Source organism: Mesorhizobium sp. M8A.F.Ca.ET.165.01.1.1 (assembly GCF_004792065.1).
In the GTDB taxonomy this organism is placed as follows: Bacteria; Pseudomonadota; Alphaproteobacteria; order Rhizobiales; family Rhizobiaceae; genus Mesorhizobium.
The window spans coordinates 820,328-836,116 of the sequence record NZ_SRTH01000001.1 but is presented as its reverse complement, the minus strand read 5'-3'; the positions used below and the strand labels follow the sequence as shown (position 1 = coordinate 836,116).

At 64.2% G+C, this 15,789-nt stretch carries 18 protein-coding genes; 15 read left to right on the top strand and 3 right to left on the bottom strand.

Going from position 1 to position 15,789, the window contains the following annotated elements:
- Positions 1–15 precede the first annotated feature (15 nt).
- The 7 genes from EN808_RS03975 to EN808_RS03945 all read left to right on the top strand — a co-directional run bounded on the left by EN808_RS03975 (position 16) and on the right by EN808_RS03945 (position 6,152).
- The gene (locus EN808_RS03975; protein WP_127280608.1) at positions 16–258 is read left to right on the top strand and encodes a BrnA antitoxin family protein; all 243 of its coding nucleotides are present in this window, start codon (positions 16–18) and stop codon (positions 256–258) included.
- 126 nt (positions 259–384) lie between these two features.
- Complete coding sequence (lgt, locus tag EN808_RS03970) at positions 385–1,245, top strand: prolipoprotein diacylglyceryl transferase (protein WP_135915197.1); 861 nt, start codon at positions 385–387, stop codon at positions 1,243–1,245.
- Positions 1,242–2,330 carry a class I SAM-dependent methyltransferase gene (locus EN808_RS03965; protein WP_135915196.1) on the top strand — a complete coding sequence of 363 codons (1,089 nt, stop codon included), beginning with the start codon at positions 1,242–1,244 and terminating at the stop codon, positions 2,328–2,330. Before lgt ends, EN808_RS03965 begins: the two co-directional genes overlap by 4 nt.
- A gap of 103 nt (positions 2,331–2,433) precedes the next feature.
- Positions 2,434–3,228 carry a peptidoglycan editing factor PgeF gene (gene pgeF / locus EN808_RS03960; RefSeq protein WP_127869759.1) on the top strand — a complete coding sequence of 265 codons (795 nt, stop codon included), beginning with the start codon at positions 2,434–2,436 and terminating at the stop codon, positions 3,226–3,228.
- A complete protein-coding gene (locus EN808_RS03955; protein ID WP_127278812.1) occupies positions 3,228–4,379 on the top strand; it encodes a Xaa-Pro peptidase family protein in 1,152 nt (383 codons plus the stop codon). Before pgeF ends, EN808_RS03955 begins: the two co-directional genes overlap by 1 nt.
- Before the next feature lie 43 nt (positions 4,380–4,422).
- Positions 4,423–5,061 (top strand): hypothetical protein, encoded by a 639-nt coding sequence (locus EN808_RS03950; protein ID WP_135915195.1) that lies wholly within the window; start codon positions 4,423–4,425, stop codon positions 5,059–5,061.
- 155 nt (positions 5,062–5,216) lie between these two features.
- Entirely contained in the window at positions 5,217–6,152 is a 936-nt protein-coding gene (locus EN808_RS03945; RefSeq protein ID WP_019860650.1) for a ribose-phosphate pyrophosphokinase, read from the top strand.
- Positions 6,153–6,175: 23 nt separating this feature from the next.
- On the opposite strand, the gene EN808_RS03940 is transcribed toward EN808_RS03945, so the two are convergent.
- Positions 6,176–7,072 carry a helix-turn-helix transcriptional regulator gene (locus EN808_RS03940; RefSeq protein WP_135915194.1) on the bottom strand — a complete coding sequence of 299 codons (897 nt, stop codon included), beginning with the start codon at positions 7,070–7,072 and terminating at the stop codon, positions 6,176–6,178.
- 139 nt (positions 7,073–7,211) lie between these two features.
- Here EN808_RS03940 and EN808_RS03935 point away from each other — a divergent pair, with 139 nt between their 5' ends.
- Entirely contained in the window at positions 7,212–8,453 is a 1,242-nt protein-coding gene (locus tag EN808_RS03935; RefSeq protein ID WP_167531308.1) for an MFS transporter, read from the top strand.
- Positions 8,454–8,525: 72 nt separating this feature from the next.
- Here the strand turns inward: EN808_RS03935 and EN808_RS03930 are convergent, their stop codons facing one another.
- On the bottom strand, positions 8,526–9,383 hold the full coding sequence (locus EN808_RS03930) for an alpha/beta hydrolase (RefSeq protein ID WP_127278809.1): 858 nt from the start codon (positions 9,381–9,383) through the stop codon (positions 8,526–8,528).
- A gap of 153 nt (positions 9,384–9,536) precedes the next feature.
- On the opposite strand from EN808_RS03930, the gene EN808_RS03925 reads away from it, so the two are divergent.
- The 7 genes from EN808_RS03925 to EN808_RS03895 all read left to right on the top strand — a co-directional run bounded on the left by EN808_RS03925 (position 9,537) and on the right by EN808_RS03895 (position 15,054).
- Positions 9,537–9,965: a MarR family transcriptional regulator gene (locus tag EN808_RS03925; protein WP_135881205.1), complete on the top strand. Its 429-nt coding sequence runs from the start codon at positions 9,537–9,539 to the stop codon at positions 9,963–9,965.
- 236 nt (positions 9,966–10,201) lie between these two features.
- Positions 10,202–10,843: a 50S ribosomal protein L25/general stress protein Ctc gene (locus tag EN808_RS03920; RefSeq protein WP_135867490.1), complete on the top strand. Its 642-nt coding sequence runs from the start codon at positions 10,202–10,204 to the stop codon at positions 10,841–10,843.
- A 23-nt stretch (positions 10,844–10,866) separates the two neighbouring features.
- Positions 10,867–11,604, top strand: a complete 738-nt coding sequence (gene pth, locus EN808_RS03915; RefSeq protein WP_127869760.1) for an aminoacyl-tRNA hydrolase — start codon at positions 10,867–10,869, stop codon at positions 11,602–11,604.
- 96 nt (positions 11,605–11,700) lie between these two features.
- Positions 11,701–12,804, top strand: coding sequence for a redox-regulated ATPase YchF (gene ychF, locus EN808_RS03910; protein WP_127276055.1), 1,104 nt, complete (start codon positions 11,701–11,703; stop codon positions 12,802–12,804).
- Between the two features lie 234 nt (positions 12,805–13,038).
- Positions 13,039–14,013, top strand: a complete 975-nt coding sequence (gene corA, locus EN808_RS03905; protein ID WP_127276056.1) for a magnesium/cobalt transporter CorA — start codon at positions 13,039–13,041, stop codon at positions 14,011–14,013.
- Positions 14,014–14,128: 115 nt separating this feature from the next.
- A complete protein-coding gene (locus EN808_RS03900; protein WP_167531307.1) occupies positions 14,129–14,599 on the top strand; it encodes a MaoC family dehydratase in 471 nt (156 codons plus the stop codon).
- Positions 14,596–15,054: a MaoC family dehydratase gene (locus EN808_RS03895; protein ID WP_127276057.1), complete on the top strand. Its 459-nt coding sequence runs from the start codon at positions 14,596–14,598 to the stop codon at positions 15,052–15,054. The genes EN808_RS03900 and EN808_RS03895 overlap by 4 nt, the downstream gene beginning before the upstream one ends.
- A 42-nt stretch (positions 15,055–15,096) precedes the next feature.
- Here the strand turns inward: EN808_RS03895 and EN808_RS03890 are convergent, their stop codons facing one another.
- Complete coding sequence (locus EN808_RS03890) at positions 15,097–15,642, bottom strand: adenine phosphoribosyltransferase (RefSeq protein WP_027143364.1); 546 nt, start codon at positions 15,640–15,642, stop codon at positions 15,097–15,099.
- Between the last annotated feature and the right edge of the window lie 147 nt (positions 15,643–15,789).

Sequence of the window (15,789 nt, the reverse complement as noted above, 5' to 3'; positions counted from 1 at the left end):
AATCAGGGTCACCCAATGGCAACGCCCCCGCGCCGACCGACAAATGCGATGGAAGCCGCCGAAGCTGTCTTCAAGCCGGTCAAGAAGCCGGCCGCGGCCCCGCCTCGCGAACCCTCCACCGCTCCCAATGTCCGCGAGCTTGTCTCGATCAGGATCGACCGGGCCGTGCTCGATCATTTCCAGGAAGATGGTCCCGGCTGGCAGGATAGGATCAACGACGCCTTGCGTGAACTGGTGTCCGCCAAGCCCAGGGGTTGAGCACGCCCACCCGGCGACGGAGCTGGGAGCGATCCTGTTCACGGACCATGGACGGCCGTGACCTTGCCTTGACCCTGCCAAAACCCTGCCGCATGGTCCGCGCCGATCGCAACCGAGAGCTCCCCGTTGAACGAATATTTCCTGCTGCCGCTGGCGTCGCTGCCTTTCCCGAACATCAACCCGATCCTCGTCCAGATCGGGCCGCTGGCGGTGCACTGGTACGGCATCGGTTACATCGTCGGCATCCTGTTTGCCTGGTGGTATGCCAAGCGGCTCGCGGCAAATCCGAAACTCTGGCCCGACGGCGTCCTGCCGATGAAGCCGGAGGATCTTGACGATTTCATCGTCTGGGCGGCCATCGGCGTGGTTCTGGGCGGCCGCACCGGCTATGTCCTGTTCTATGACCTGGCGCGCTATATCGCCCATCCGCTCGATATCTTCGCCGTCTGGCAAGGCGGCATGTCCTTCCATGGCGGCCTGCTCGGCGTCATCCTCGCCATGACGCTGTTTTCCATGAAGCGCGGCATCCGCACATGGTCGCTGTTCGATGTCGTGGCAGCCGGCGTGCCGGCCGGCCTCGGCCTCGTGCGTGTCGCCAACTTCATCAACTCCGAACTCTGGGGGCGGCCGACCGATGTGCCCTGGGCGATCGAATTCCCCAATGGCGGTCCGTTCACCCGCCATCCGAGCCAGCTCTACGAGGCCCTGCTCGAAGGCCTGGTGCTGTTTGTCGTGCTGCGCATCCTCACCCATTCGCGCCTCAAGCTGAAGACGCCGCGCTTTGTCGGCGGCGCCTTCATCTGCGGCTACGGCCTGTCGCGCATCTTTGTCGAGTTCTTCCGCGAACCCGACCAGCAGCTCGGCTATCTCCTCGCCACCAACTGGCTGACCATGGGCATGATCCTGTCGACGCCGATGGTGCTGGCCGGCATCTGGGCGATGGCGACAGCCAAGCCGGTGACCCAAGCTCAGCCGCAGGTGACATGACGCGACTGAAATCCCGCATCGTCGACCTGATCGAGGCGGTGGGCCCGATGCCCGTCAACGAATACATGGCGCTGTGCCTGTTCGATCCGCGCGACGGTTACTACACGACCCGCGAACCGTTCGGCGCGGCCGGCGACTTCATCACCGCGCCGGAGATCAGCCAGATGTTCGGCGAGCTCGTCGCCGTCTGGCTTTACCAGGCCTGGACAGCAATCGGCCGGCCGATGCCGGTCACCATCGCCGAGATCGGCCCCGGCCGCGGCACGCTGATGAAGGACATGCTGCGCACCTTGTCGCGGCTCGATCCGGCCTTGGCCGATGGCGCCGCCTTCGCCATGGTCGAGACCAGCCCGCGCCTGACGGAAGTCCAGAAACAGACGCTCGGCGAGACACCATTCGATGTTTCCTGGCACGAGATCATCGACACGCTGCCGCGGCAGCCGCTGCTGATCGTCGGCAACGAATTGTTCGATGCCGTGCCCATCCGCCAGTTCCTCCGCGCCGGCGCCGAATGGCGCGAGCGCATGGTCGGCCTGGACGAGGCCGGCAATCTCTGCTTCTTCGCCGGCGCCGGCTCGGTCGACCCGACGCTGCTGCCCAGGGATGCGGGCGACGCGCCGCAAGGCGCGATCGTCGAAGTCGCGCCCGCCCGCACCGCACTGATGGCGGCCATCGCCGAGCGCATGGCCAGCGACGGCGGCGCCGGACTATTCCCCGACTACGGCCATCTGCGGCCTGGTATCGGCGACACGCTGCAGGCCTTGCGCCGGCACAATCATGAAGATGTGCTGGCCAATCCCGGCGAGGCCGACCTCACCTCGCATGTCGATTTCGCCGCTCTTGCGGCAGTCGTGCGCGCGCATGGTCTCGACGCCCATCTGTCGACGCAGGGCGATTTCCTGCTCGGGATGGGCATTCTGGAGCGCGCCGGCCAGCTGGGCGCCGATGCCGGCCAGGCGGCACGCGACAGGATATCCAATGCCGTCGAGCGCCTCGCCGGCCCGCAAGCGATGGGCGAGTTGTTCAAGGTGCTTGCCGTCATGCCGCGTGGTATCTCCGTCAGGCCCTTCGCCACGGCGGATTGACTTTTTGCCGCTGCCCCTCCCAATCTCCCGTCCGGTAAGAGAGCGGCCGGACCGCCGGCTGCTTTTCCTTGACGAAACCGCCCACACGGACAACAACGCCCACATGCTCAATCAGACCAAACCGGATCCCGTTCGGTCGCCGCTGCTGGACAAGGCGCAGGCACAAGGCATCCGCCACGGCTATTTCACCCGCAATGGCGGCGTCTCCACCGGCATCTACCAGGGCCTCAACATCGGCACCGGGTCGGATGACGACCAGGCGCTGGTGGCCGAGAACCGGGCCCGTGTCGCCGCCTGGATGGGCGTGCCCGCAAGCCATCTCCTGACCGCCTGGCAGATCCATTCGCCCGACGTCGTCATCGCCCGGGAACCATTCGCGGGCGAGCGGCCCAAGGCCGATGCCATCGTCACCGACCGGCCCGGCATCGCCATCGGCGCCTCGACCGCCGATTGCGGCCCGGTTCTGTTCGCGGATGCCGGCGCGCGCATCATCGGCGCGGCGCATGCCGGCTGGAAAGGCGCTTTCACCGGCGTGCTCGAAAACACCATTGCCGCCATGGAGAGCCTCGGCGCCCGTCGCGAAAACATCATCGCCGTGCTCGGCCCTTCGATCGGCCCCGACAATTACGAAGTGGGGCCGGAATTCGTCGCCCGCTTCGTCGAGGCCGACAGCGAAAATGCCCGGTATTTCGTGCCTTCGGCACATGCCGGCCATTCGATGTTCGACCTCGCCAGTTACACGGTCGACCGGCTGGCCAGGGCCGGCGTGACGGCCGAGGGTCTCGGCCGCTGCACCTATGCCGAGGAAGATCTGTTTTACTCCTACCGGCGCACCACGCACCGCAAGGAGCCCGATTATGGCCGGCAGGTTTCGGCAATCGTTTTGGAGAAGATATAATGGCGCTGCATTTTGAACGATCGGAATTCGACGCGCGGCGCGACCGGCTGATGATCGAGATGGCCGAGAAGAAGCTCGACGCCATGCTGCTGTTCGCGCAGGAAAGCATGTACTGGCTGACGGGTTACGACACGTTCGGCTTCTGCTTCTTCCAGTGCCTGGTGGTGAAGGCCGACGGCTCCATGGTGCTTCTGACCCGCTCGGCGGACCTTCGCCAGGCGCGCAACACCTCGATCATCGACAACATCGTGCTGTGGACCGACCGCGACGGCGCCAATCCGGCGGTCGACCTGCGCAACCTGCTCAACGAACTCGACCTGCTCGGCGCCCGCATCGGCGTCGAATACGACACCCACGGCCTGACCGCCTATAATGGCCGCCGCCTGGACGAGCAGTTGCAGACCTTCGGCCAGATCGCCGATGCCTCGGGCATCGTCGGCCGGCTGCGCTTGTTCAAGAGCCCGGCCGAGGTCGCCAAGGCGGAAAAGGCCGCCAATCTCTCCGACGACGCGCTGGACGCGGCCCTGCCGCTGATCAAGCAGGGCGGCGACGAGGCCCTGATCCTGGCCGCCATGCAGGGCGCGGTCTTCGCCGGCGGCGGCGACTACCCGGCCAACGAGTTCATCATCGGCTCCGGCGTCGATGCGCTGCTGTGCCGTTACAAGGCCGGCCGCCGCAAGCTCACCAAGAACGACCAGCTGACGCTCGAATGGGCCGGCGTCTTCCATCACTACCATGCGCCGATGATGCGTACCGTGCTGACCGGCAAGGTGTCCAAGCGCCATCAGGAGCTGTTCGACGCCGCACGCGCCGCGCTTCTGGCCGTCGAAAAGGCGATGACGCCCGCAAACACCTTCGGCGACGTGTTCGACGCCCACGCCCGCACCATGGAATCGCACGGCCTGACCAAGCATCGGCTGAACGCCTGCGGCTATTCGGTCGGCGCCCGCTTCACGCCGTCCTGGATGGACATGCCGATGTTCTACCAGGGCAATCCCGAGCCGATCGCGCCGAACATGACGCTGTTTGCCCACATGATCATCATGGATTCCGAGACCGAGACGGCGATGACGCTTGGCCGCACCTACCTGACCACCGAATCCCAGCCGAAGCCGCTGTCCCGCCATGATCTCGACTTGATCGTGCAGTGAATCCATAATGGGAGGCGTTCTTCGCCAAGGAGTTAGAAGGCAAATGAGACGATCGCACCTGACGACCGTGTCATTGCTTGTGGCATTGGCTTTGACTGCCTGCACCAACGCAAAGGACGTTCTCGAACCCTCCGCCATCACCCCGCCGGCAGCCTCGGCACAGCCAGCACCCGCCACGCAGGGCAGCGCCGCCGCGACCGTTCCCGCCCCCCCGCCATCGACGGCCGCGCCGGCCTCCACGACCGCAGGCGCACCCGCCGCCTCGCCCGTCACCTCCGCCCAGGCCGCCGCGACCCTGTCGAAGACCCGGCTGCAGATCGCGCCGATCGTCGGCGCTTCGGTGGACGCCGCCACGCCGCTGACGGCGGAACTGCAGACACGCGCCAAGCAGCGCGGCATCACTCTGGCCGGCAGCCAGGACCAGACCGCGACCCATGTGCTCAAGGGTTACTTCTCGACGATGACGGAGGGCAAGGACACCACCGTCATCTATGTCTGGGACGTCTACGACCCCTCCGGCAACCGGCTGCACCGCATCAACGGCCAGATGAAGGCGCCTTCGACCGGTTCCGGCGGCAGTGCGGCCGACAGCTGGAAGTCGGTCTCGCCAGCCACCATGCAGGCGATCGCCGACCAGACCATCGATCAGTTTGCGGCCTTTCTCAGCGGCAAGGCGAGTTGAGGTGTTGCCAGCCGGTGATGCCGAACAGCTTTCTTAGGCTTAGCCGGCGGATTCGCGATCACGGCGCTTGCAATAGCCGCGCGGGCCGCTAAAAGCCCGGTTAAAAGGCGCAGGAGAGTCTGTTGGGGCTCTCCCTCCTCCACCAGGAACGGTGCATGAAACTCTTCGCAGGCAATTCCAACAGGGTGCTGGCCGAAGCGGTCGCTCGCTATCTCAACATCCCGCTGGGCAAGGCCAGTGTCAGGCGCTTCGCCGACCAGGAAATCTTCGTCGAAATCCAGGAGAATGTGCGCGGCGAGGATGTCTTCATCCTGCAGTCGACCTCGTTCCCGACCAACGATCACCTGATGGAACTGCTCATCATGATCGACGCCTTCATGCGCTCCTCGGCCAAGCGCATCACGGCGGTTATCCCCTATTTCGGCTATGCCAGGCAGGATCGCCGGGCATCGGGCCGCACGCCGATCTCGGCCAAGCTGGTCGCCAACATGATCACACGCGCCGGCGTCGACCGGGTTCTGACGCTGGATCTCCATGCCGGCCAGATCCAGGGTTTCTTCGACATCCCGACCGACAATCTGTTCTCGGTGCCGGTGATGGCCCGCGACGTGAAGGCGAAATACAAGCAGCTCGGCAATGTCGTGGTGGTGTCGCCCGATATTGGCGGCGTGGTGCGCGCCCGCGCGCTGGCCAAGCGCTTCGACGCCCAGCTCGCCATCGTCGACAAGCGCCGCGAGCGTCCGGGCGAATCGGAAGTCATGAACATCATCGGCGCGGTCGCCGGCAAGGATTGCCTTTTGATCGACGATATCGTCGATTCCGGCGGCACGCTGTGCAATGCCGCCGATGCGCTGCTCGCCAACGGCGCCACCAGCGTCACCGCCTACATCACCCACGGCGTGCTGTCGGGCGGCGCGGTTGCCCGCATCAGCGGCTCGAAGCTGCAGGAACTGGTGATCACCGATTCCATCCAGCCGACGCAAGGCGTGCTCGACGCGCCCAACATCCGCGTCATCTCGATCGCCGACCTGATGGGCGAAGCCATCTCGCGCACGGCGACCGAGGAATCGGTGTCGAGCCTGTTCGACTGAAAGCCAGTTACCCCTGCGGCCAGTTACCCCTGAGGCAAGGCCGATGGCGTCGGCGCTTCTAGCCGGGCCGGGGCTCGCCGCATGGCTTCGCCATTGTCGCGCGCGCCGCGCATATAGCCGCGCGGCGAGGAGCCGAGCATGCGCTTGAACATAGTGATGAAGGCCGGCACGCTGTCATAGCCGAGATCGAGCGCCACCCTGGTGATCAGCTCGCCATCGGCGAGCCTCGGCAAGGCCGCGAACAGGCAGGCCTGCTGGCGCCACGTCGACAGCGACAGGCCGGTCTGGCGCTGGAAGGCGCGCGTGAAGGAGCGCCGGCTCATGCCGACAGTATCGGCCCATTCGTCGATCGTCGCGTGCGGCGAGGGTGCGGCGACGAAACGCCTGCAGAGCGCCGCCAGCTTGGGATCGGACGGGAACGGCAGGCCGAGCGGCCGCTCCGGCAATTGCGGGATCTCGTGCAGGAGCAGGTTCATGATCAGGCCGCCGCGTCCCTCCAGTTCGCCGCCTTGCGGCAGCTTCTCGGATTCCACGATCAGGCTGTGCATCAGGTCGGTGATGCCGACGACGCGCATGCCCTCCGGCAGGCCCGGGATCGCCTGCGGCATGACATAGACCGAGCGCATCGACACATCGCCCAGCATCTCGACGGAATGTTCGATACCGGCCGGAATCCACATCGCATGGTCGGGCGGCACCATCCAGCGCCCATGCCGCGTCGTTACCAGCACGACGCCGACCAGCGCATGCAGCAACTGGCTGCGGCTGTGGTGGTGGTGCGGCACGTGGTAGCCGTCCGGATATTCCGTCGGCAACACCACCGCCGGCCCGACCGCCTGCTCGAGCCACTGCCAACGCAGCCCGTGCAATTGCCCGAGATCGGTGTGGCCGGCGCCGAAAATCTCCCTGGCTTTTGGCATTCGGTATGGCCCACTTGCGAAACTATTGGACCAAACCACGAAAGAAGTCGCTTGGCAACCGGACTATAAGGCTGCCTGCGGGAAGCGCCCGCCACGTCGCCTGCGGGAACAACCCGCCAAAAAGACTACGGAGCCTATCTTGACCGATACGACAGCCACCAGCGTCGCGCCGCCTGCGACCGCCAGTCACGCTTCAGCCCAGGCGACGGCCTTCACCGTCATCCTGGCGGTGAGCCTGTGCCACTGCATCAACGACATCATGCAGTCGCTGCTATCGGCCATTTATCCGCTTCTGAAAGACAATTACGGCCTCGACTTCTGGCAGATCGGCCTGTTGACCTTCACCTTCCAGGTGACGGCATCGCTACTGCAGCCGATCATCGGCGCGGTCACCGACAAGCGGCCGATGCCTTATTCGCTGCCCTGGGGCATGGCGTCCTCGCTGATCGGCCTGGTCGTGCTGGCCTATGCCGGGCACTACTACCTGCTGCTGATCGGCGCCTCGCTGATCGGCATCGGTTCGGCGATCTTCCATCCCGAATCCTCGCGCATCGCCCGCTTCGCTTCCGGCGGCCGGTTCGGCCTGGCGCAGTCGCTGTTCCAGGTCGGCGGCAATTTCGGCCAATCCATGGGCCCGTTGCTCGCCGCCTTCATCGTCGTGCCCTTCGGCCAGACCAGCATTGCCTGGTTCGCCGTCGGCTCGCTGATCGGCATCGTCATCCTGTGGCAGGTCGGCGGCTGGTACAGCCGCCTGCGCGCCGCGCAAGGCAATCGCAGGACGGCAAGCTTCGTCTCGCCCTTCCCGCGCCGCAAGGTGATGTGGGCCTTGGGGGTACTGACCTTGCTGGTGCTGACCAAGAACGCCTACATCGCCAGCCTCGCCAGCTACTACACCTTCTACTCCATCCATAAGTTCGGCGTTTCGGTGCAGATGTCGCAGGTCATGCTGTTCCTCTTCCTCGGCTCCTCGGCGCTGGGCATCCTGCTCGGCGGTCCGTTCGGCGACCGCTATGGACAAAAGGCGATGATCTGGTTCTCGATCGTCGGCGTGCTGCCCTTCACGCTGGCGCTCCCCTACGCCAACATGGAATGGACGATGGTGCTGACCGTGCTGATCGGCCTCATCCTGTCGTCGGCCTTCTCCAACATCGTCGTCTTCGCACAGGAACTGGTGCCGGGCCGCGTCGGCACGATCGCCGGCATCTTCTTCGGCTTCGCCTTCGGCGTCGGCGGCATCGCGGCCGCGGTGCTTGGCGTCGTCGCCGACATGAAGGGCATCGATTTCGTCTTCCAGATCTGCTCCTACCTGCCGTTCCTGGGGCTGCTGACGGTGTTCCTGCCCAACATGAAGCAAGCTCGCAAGGCGCAAGCGGCCGCTTAAATCATCCGGGCTGTGTCCAGGCAAAGGCACCCGCCATATCGCGGGTGCCTTTTTCGTTCAGGCGGGAAGGTTTCAGGCCTTGAAGAAGGCCAGCAGGTCGGCGTTGATGACTGCGGCGTGGGTCGTGGCCATGCCGTGCGGGAAACCCTTGTAGACTTTGAGCTCGCCCTTCTTGAGCAGCTTGATGGTCAACAGCGCCGAGTCGGCGATCGGAACGATCTGGTCGTCATCGCCATGCATGACCAACACCGGCACGTCGATCTTCTTGAGGTCCTCGGTGAAGTCGGTCTCCGAGAAGGCCTTGATGCAATCATAGTGCGCCTTGGTGCCGCCCATCATGCCCTGGCGGTACCAGTTGTCGATGACACCTTGCGAAACCTCGGCGCCTGGACGGTTGAAACCGTAGAACGGCCCAGTGGGAACGTCCACGTAAAGCTGGGCGCGGTTGGCGGCGACGCCGGAGCGGAAGCCGTCGAACACCTCGATGGGAAGGCCGCCGGGATTGGCCGGCGTCTTGAGCATGATCGGCGGCACCGCGCCGAGCAACGCTGCCTTGGCGACGCGTCCGCCCGCTCCGTACTGGGCGACATAGCGCGCCACCTCGCCGCCGCCGGTCGAATGGCCGACATGGATGGCATCCTTGAGGTCGAGATGCGCGGCAAGTTCAGCCACGTCGGCGGCGTAGGTGTCCATCTCGTTGCCGACATCTGTCTGGGTCGAGCGGCCGTGGCCGCGGCGGTCATGGGCGATGACGCGGTAGCCCTGTGCCAGGAAGAACAGCATCTGGGCGTCCCAGTCGTCACTGCTCAACGGCCAGCCGTGATGGAAGACGATAGGCTGACCGGTTCCCCAGTCCTTGTAGTAGATCTGCGTGCCGTCCTTGGTGGTGATCGTACCGCTGCCTGAGCCTGATTTGGTCTGCGAGGTCATCTCAATCTCCGTTGAATTTAGTGTCGCGATAAACAATATCGCGATACCGGTATCGCTAACGCAGCTTGATCCCCGTGTCCACAAAAAATATATATCGCGATATCATTTCTCGTGGTACATACTTGAGGCGCTTAATCGGCAAAGGACTGCGTCGTGCCTCTCCCGTTGGACAATCAGCTCTGTTTCACGCTCTACGCCACCAGCATGGCGATCAACCGCACCTACAAGCCGATGCTGGACGAGATGGGCATCACCTATCCGCAATATCTCGTGCTCAACGCGTTGGGCGAAGCCGACGGCATGTCGGTCGGCGCGATCGCGCACAGGCTCGCTCTGGAATCGAGCACTGTCACGCCGCTGGTCAAGCGTATGGAACAGGCTGGCCTGGTGACCCGCCAGCGCAATCAGGCCGACGAGCGCCAGGTACAGGTCGACCTGACATCCGCCGGCCGCAAGCTGCTCGTCCAGTGCAACTGCCTGAACGAGACCCTGATCGAGCGCTCGGGCATGACGCTGGCCGAACTCGACGCCCTGAACCGGCAGGTCCAGGCACTGCGCGATGCGTTGAGCGGCGACCGGTAGCGACGGCTCTTCGGCCGCCGCTTGCACCTGGGACCACCTTCCGCTATAGAGCCGCCACCCGCGTAGACACCCTTGGAGGCAACGCGGCGGAAGGCTGCCTTCCCCTTGTGATCCCGAACAAAGATCCGCTCGCTGCGGTTTCCGGCATTCGGACATCGAGGTCCGGCGGCTTTCGACGTTTACGGCCTGGCACATCGCCAACCGTAGGCGCTCCATAACACGCGAAAGGAAAAGCCATGAGCCACGATACTTACGAGCTCAAGGCCGAAGCGCGCGAACAGGTCGGTAAGGGGTCCGCCCGAGCAGTTCGCCGCAACGGTAAAGTGCCTGCAGTAATTTACGGTGACAAGCAGCCTCCCCTGGCGATCGCGCTCACCTACAAGGACATCTTCTACAAGATCCATGGCGGCGGGTTCCTGACCACGGTCGCCACGATCGATGTCGACGGCAAGAAGATCCAGGTCCTGCCGAAGGACTTCCAGCTCGACCCGGTCAAGGACTTCCCGATGCATGTGGATTTCCTGCGCATCGGCAAGGACACGGAAGTCAATGTCGACGTGCCTGTCCACTTCATCAATGAAGACAAGTCGCCCGGCATCAAGCGCGGCGGCGTGCTCAACATCGTGCGTCACGAGGTCGAGTTCCACTGCCCGGCCAATGCGATCCCGGAATTCATCACCGTCGATCTCACCGGCGCCGACATCGGCGATTCGATCCATATCTCGGCGGTCAAGCTGCCGGCTGGCGTCAAGCCGGTCATCTCCGATCGCGACTTCACCATCGCGACCATTGCCGGTTCGGCGGCGATGAAGCCGGAGACTGAAGAGACGGCTGAGGTTGCGGCCCCCGAAGCGGCTCCTGCCGCCGAAGAGAAGTAACTCTTTCACGCCCGGAGCAGACGATGCCAGGGAAGACGGCGCTTGTCTTTGCAGGCCTCGGCAATCCGGGCGCGAAATATGCTGAAAACCGGCACAATGTCGGCTTCATGGCGGCGGACGCTATCGCCCGCCGCCATTCCTTTTCGCCCTGGTCGAAGAAGTTCCAGGGCCTGATCGCCGAGGGCACGCTCGGCGGTGAAAAGATCATCCTGATCAAGCCGCAGACCTTCATGAACCTGTCCGGCCAGTCGGTCGGCGAAGCGCTGCGCTTCTACAAGCTCGACCTTTCCGCCCTCACCGTCTTCTATGACGAGATCGATCTTGCCGAAGGCAAGCTGCGCATCAAGACCGGCGGCGGTGCCGGCGGCCACAACGGCATCCGCTCGATCGATGGCCATGTCGGCAACGCCTATCGCCGCGTGCGCATCGGCGTCGGCCATCCCGGCGTCAAGGAAATGGTCCAGCATCATGTGCTCGGCGATTTCGCCAAGGCCGACCGCGACTGGCTCGACCCGTTGCTCGACGCGATCGCCGACAACGCTGCCATGATCGTCAAGGGCGACGAATCCGGCTTCATGAACAAGGCCGCCCTTGCCGTACAGGGCAAGGCGGGCGCCGAACCGGAAAAGCCGGCGCAAAAACAGGCTCCGAAACAGCAAAGCCATGTCCGCCAGGCCCGCCCCCAGCAGGCGCCCGCCAAGCTGCCCGAGACCGGCCCGATGGCGGCGATGCTGAAGAAACTGTTCGGCAACAAGGACTGAGCCGCGGGACCATCGGCGTTACAGGGCTTGACGTTCCCAACCCCTATCGCCCATAGCCCTCATCAAATTTCGCTTTTCCCGATAGGACCGGACAAAATGGGTTTCAAATGCGGCATCGTTGGCTTGCCCAATGTCGGCAAGTCGACGCTCTTCAACGCGCTGACGAGGACGGCCGCCGCACAGGCCGCCAACTATCCGTTCTGCACCATCGAACCGAACACCGGCGAGGTGGCGGTGCCGGACCCGCGCCTGCAGAAGATCGCCGCGATCGGCAAGTCGAAGGAGATCATCCCGACTCGCATCTCCTTCGTCGATATTGCCGGCCTGGTGCGCGGCGCCTCTAAGGGCGAAGGGCTGGGGAACCAGTTCCTCGCCAACATCCGCGAGGTCGACGCCATCGTCCACGTGCTGCGCTGCTTCGAGGATGACGACATCACCCATGTCGAGGGCCGCATCGACCCCGTCGCCGACGCCGAGACGGTCGAGACCGAGCTGATGCTTGCCGACCTCGACAGCCTCGAGCGCCGCATCGTGCAATTCCGCAAGCGCGCCGGCAGCAAGGACAAGGAAGCCACCGCCGTGCTGCCGATGATGGAGGCAGCGCTCGAGTTGCTGCAGGCCGGCAAGCCGACCCGCATCCTGCTCAAGGGTATTTCGGCCGAAGATTTGCGCATCCTGCAGGGGCTGAACCTGCTCACCTCGCATCCCGTGCTCTATGTCTGCAACGTCGCCGAGGCCGATGCCGCGACCGGCAACGAGCACACAAAGGCTGTGGAGAAAATGGCCGCCGCGCAGGGCGCCGGCACCGTAGTGATCTCGGCGGCGATCGAGGCGGAAGTCGCCCAGCTTTCCGACGAGGAGGAAATGGAATTCCTATCCTCGCTCGGCCTCGACGAGCCCGGCCTGAACAAGGTGATCCGCGCCGGCTACGACCTGTTGCACCTCATCACCTATTTTACCGTTGGGCCGAAGGAGACGCGCGCCTGGACCGTGCACAAGGGCGACAAGGCACCTCAGGCGGCCGGCGTCATCCACACCGATTTCGAGCGCGGCTTCATCCGCGCCCAGACCATCGCCTACAACGACTTTGTCACGCTGGGCGGGGAAGTGGCGGCCAAGGAAGCCGGCAAGGCGCGCGATGAAGGCAAGGAATATGTCGTCCAGGACGGCGACATCATGCTGTTCAAGTTCAACACGTGACCCTCCTGCCCAGTCGACAATGTCTGGGCGGAAGTAGAGCCGACGAAGCTTTCGTACCACCGGCTCCTCGACGAATTTTTCTGAGTGGCCGATGCCAGCCGGCCCTGCTCGGCTTGTCTTGATTTTGTCATGCCGCGGGTCTAAGCGGCAGCCACACGGTCGGCGTGCGACGAAAAACCGTGCAATCCGACACGATGCGTAACCTCAACGCGGCTCTGGCAGGGAGATTCGGCGATGATCAAGGCCTTCGTCGTCGACAATGATCGCCTGCGCCTCACCGACGACCTGCTGGTCAATGGCGACAAGGTCGTCTGGGCCGATCTCGTCAATCCGACCAAGGAGGAAGAGGCCACCATCGAAAGCTGGCTCGGCATCGCCATCCCGACCCGCGAGGAGATGGAGGAGATCGAGATTTCAAGCCGCCTCTATATCGAGGACGGCGCCTACTTCATGACCGCCACCTTGCCCGCGCAGACCGAGGTCGACGATCCCCTGATGTCGCCGGTCACCTTCGTGCTCGCCGGCGCCAGGCTGATCACCGTACGCTATCACGAACCGAAGGCGTTCAAGACCTTCCCGCTGCGCGCCGAGAAGGTGGCGACCGGCTGCAGCAGCGGCGACACCATCCTGATCGGCCTGCTGGAGGCGATCGTCGACCGCCTCGCCGACATCCTCGAGCGCGCCGGCCGCGATGTCGAAGTGATTTCGCGCGACATCTTCGAGGCGCGCTCGACCAAGGTGTCGAAGCGCAACCGCGACTTCCAGGAACTGCTGAAGGCCATCGGCCGCAAGGAGGACATCGCCTCCTCCATCCGCGACAGCCTGATCTCGCTGCAGCGGCTGGCGGGTTTCCTCGCCCATGTCGCGACTCTGACCAAGATGAGCAAGGACGTCCGCGCCCGCATCAAGACCCTGTCGCGCGACGTGCTGTCGCTTGCCGACCACGCCACCTTCCTGTCGCAGAAGATCTCCTTCCTGCTCGACGCCACGCTCGGTATGATCTCGATCGAGCAGAACGCCATCATCAAGATCTTCTCCGTCGCCGCCGTCATCTTCCTGCCGCCGACACTGGTCGCCTCGATCTACGGCATGAATTTCGATGTCATCCCCGAGCTGAAGTGGGAGTTCGGCTATCCCTTCGCCATCGCCATGATGGTGCTGTCGGCGATCCTGCCTTTCTGGTATTTCCGCCGCCGCGGCTGGCTCTGAACACCCGCTGCCTGGGCCTGGCTCACCAGAAAGGGCTTGACCAAACCGCCCGCGGCCTGCATCCGGGTTTTCCGATCCAAAGGGATCGCGCATTCTACAACCGGATTTGCTGACCATGACCGGAAAGACATGGGCGTATGAGGACTTCGTCGAGGGGGCCTCGTTCGACCTCGGCGCGAAAAAAGTAAGCGCGGCCGAGATCATCGAGTTCGCCAGCGAGTTCGACGCTCAGCCGATGCATCTCGACGAGGAGGCCGGCAAGGCCAGCATCCTCGGTGGCCTCTCGGCCTCGGGCTGGCACACCTGCGCCATGTTCATGCGCATGCTGTGCGATGCCTTCCTGCTGGATTCCACCTGCCAGGGCGCGCCCGGCGTCGATCAGGTCAAATGGAAGAAGCCGGTGCTCGCCGGCGATACGCTGCGGGGCAACCTGGTGGTTCTCGCCAGGCGCCTGTCGAAATCGAAGCCGCAACTCGGCTTCGTGACCATGCGCAGCGAACTGGTCAACCAGCGCGGCGAAAGTGTCTTCGAGCTCGAGAACTCCATCATGTTCCTGACGCGCGATGCCGCTGGGAGCCTGTCATGACATTGGACGAATTCTTCCGCATCGGCACCACGGTGACGCTGGGCTCGCACACATTCGAGCCCGAGGCGATCAAGGCGTTCGCCCGCAAATACGACCCTCAGATCTTCCATATCGACGAGGAGGCGGCGAGGAAGAGCGTGCTTGGCGGGCTCTGCGCCTCCGGCTGGCACACCGCGGCCACCTGGATGAAGCTTAATCTGGAAACCCGCCTGGACGCCGAAGGCTGGGACGGCCCGGTGCCCGAATTCGGCCCCTCGCCCGGATTCAAGAACCTGAAATGGCTAAAGCCCGTCCATGCCGGGCAAACCATCACCTTCGCACGCACGGCGCTTTCCCACCGCCCCATAGCGTCCCGTCCCGGCTGGCGGTTGCTGGCGCTGCTCTGCGAGGCCTCCGATTCGACCGGCGCCAAGGTGCTGGAATTCGAGAGCGCCGTGCTGGTGAAGGTGGAATGAGGTGTCTTTCCCTTCTCCCACAAGGGGAGAAGGGAAAAATGCTCAATGCCCCTCGAACCCGATCAGCGTCCTCACCGGCACGCCGAGCGCTTCGAGCTTGGCGCGTCCGCCCAGATCCGGCAGGTCGATGACGAAGCAGGCGGCGAGGATGTCGGCGCCGATCTGGCGCAGCAGCTTGACCGCCGCTTCCGCCGTGCCGCCGGTGGCGATCAGATCGTCGACCAGGATGACCTTTTCGCCGGGCGCGACGCCGTCCTTGTGCATCTCCATCTCATCCAGCCCATATTCCAGGCTGTAGGCGACGCGCACGGTCTCGTAAGGCAGCTTGCCCTTCTTGCGGATCGGCACGAAGCCGGCCGAGAGCTGGTGGGCCACGGCGCCGCCAAGGATGAAGCCCCGCGCCTCGATGCCGGCGATCTTGTCGATCTTCTGCCCGGCATAGGGGTGCACCAGCTCGTCGATGGCGCGGCGGAAGGCGCGTGCGTTGCCGAGCAGCGTGGTGATGTCGCGAAACAGGATGCCGGGCCTGGGATAGTCCGGGATGGTTCGGATCGAAGCCAGCAGCGTGTCTTCGAGAGAGGATTTCATGAAGCGGCTCCGGGTGATCCAGCTGACAGAAGCGAAACGGCGCGGGGCCGATCGTAACCCGGCGCGACCGACAACGGCTAGCGCGATGTGACGGTCGAGACAAGCACATCCGGCAAAGGATGTGGCAGCAAACGCAGGCGATCTCTT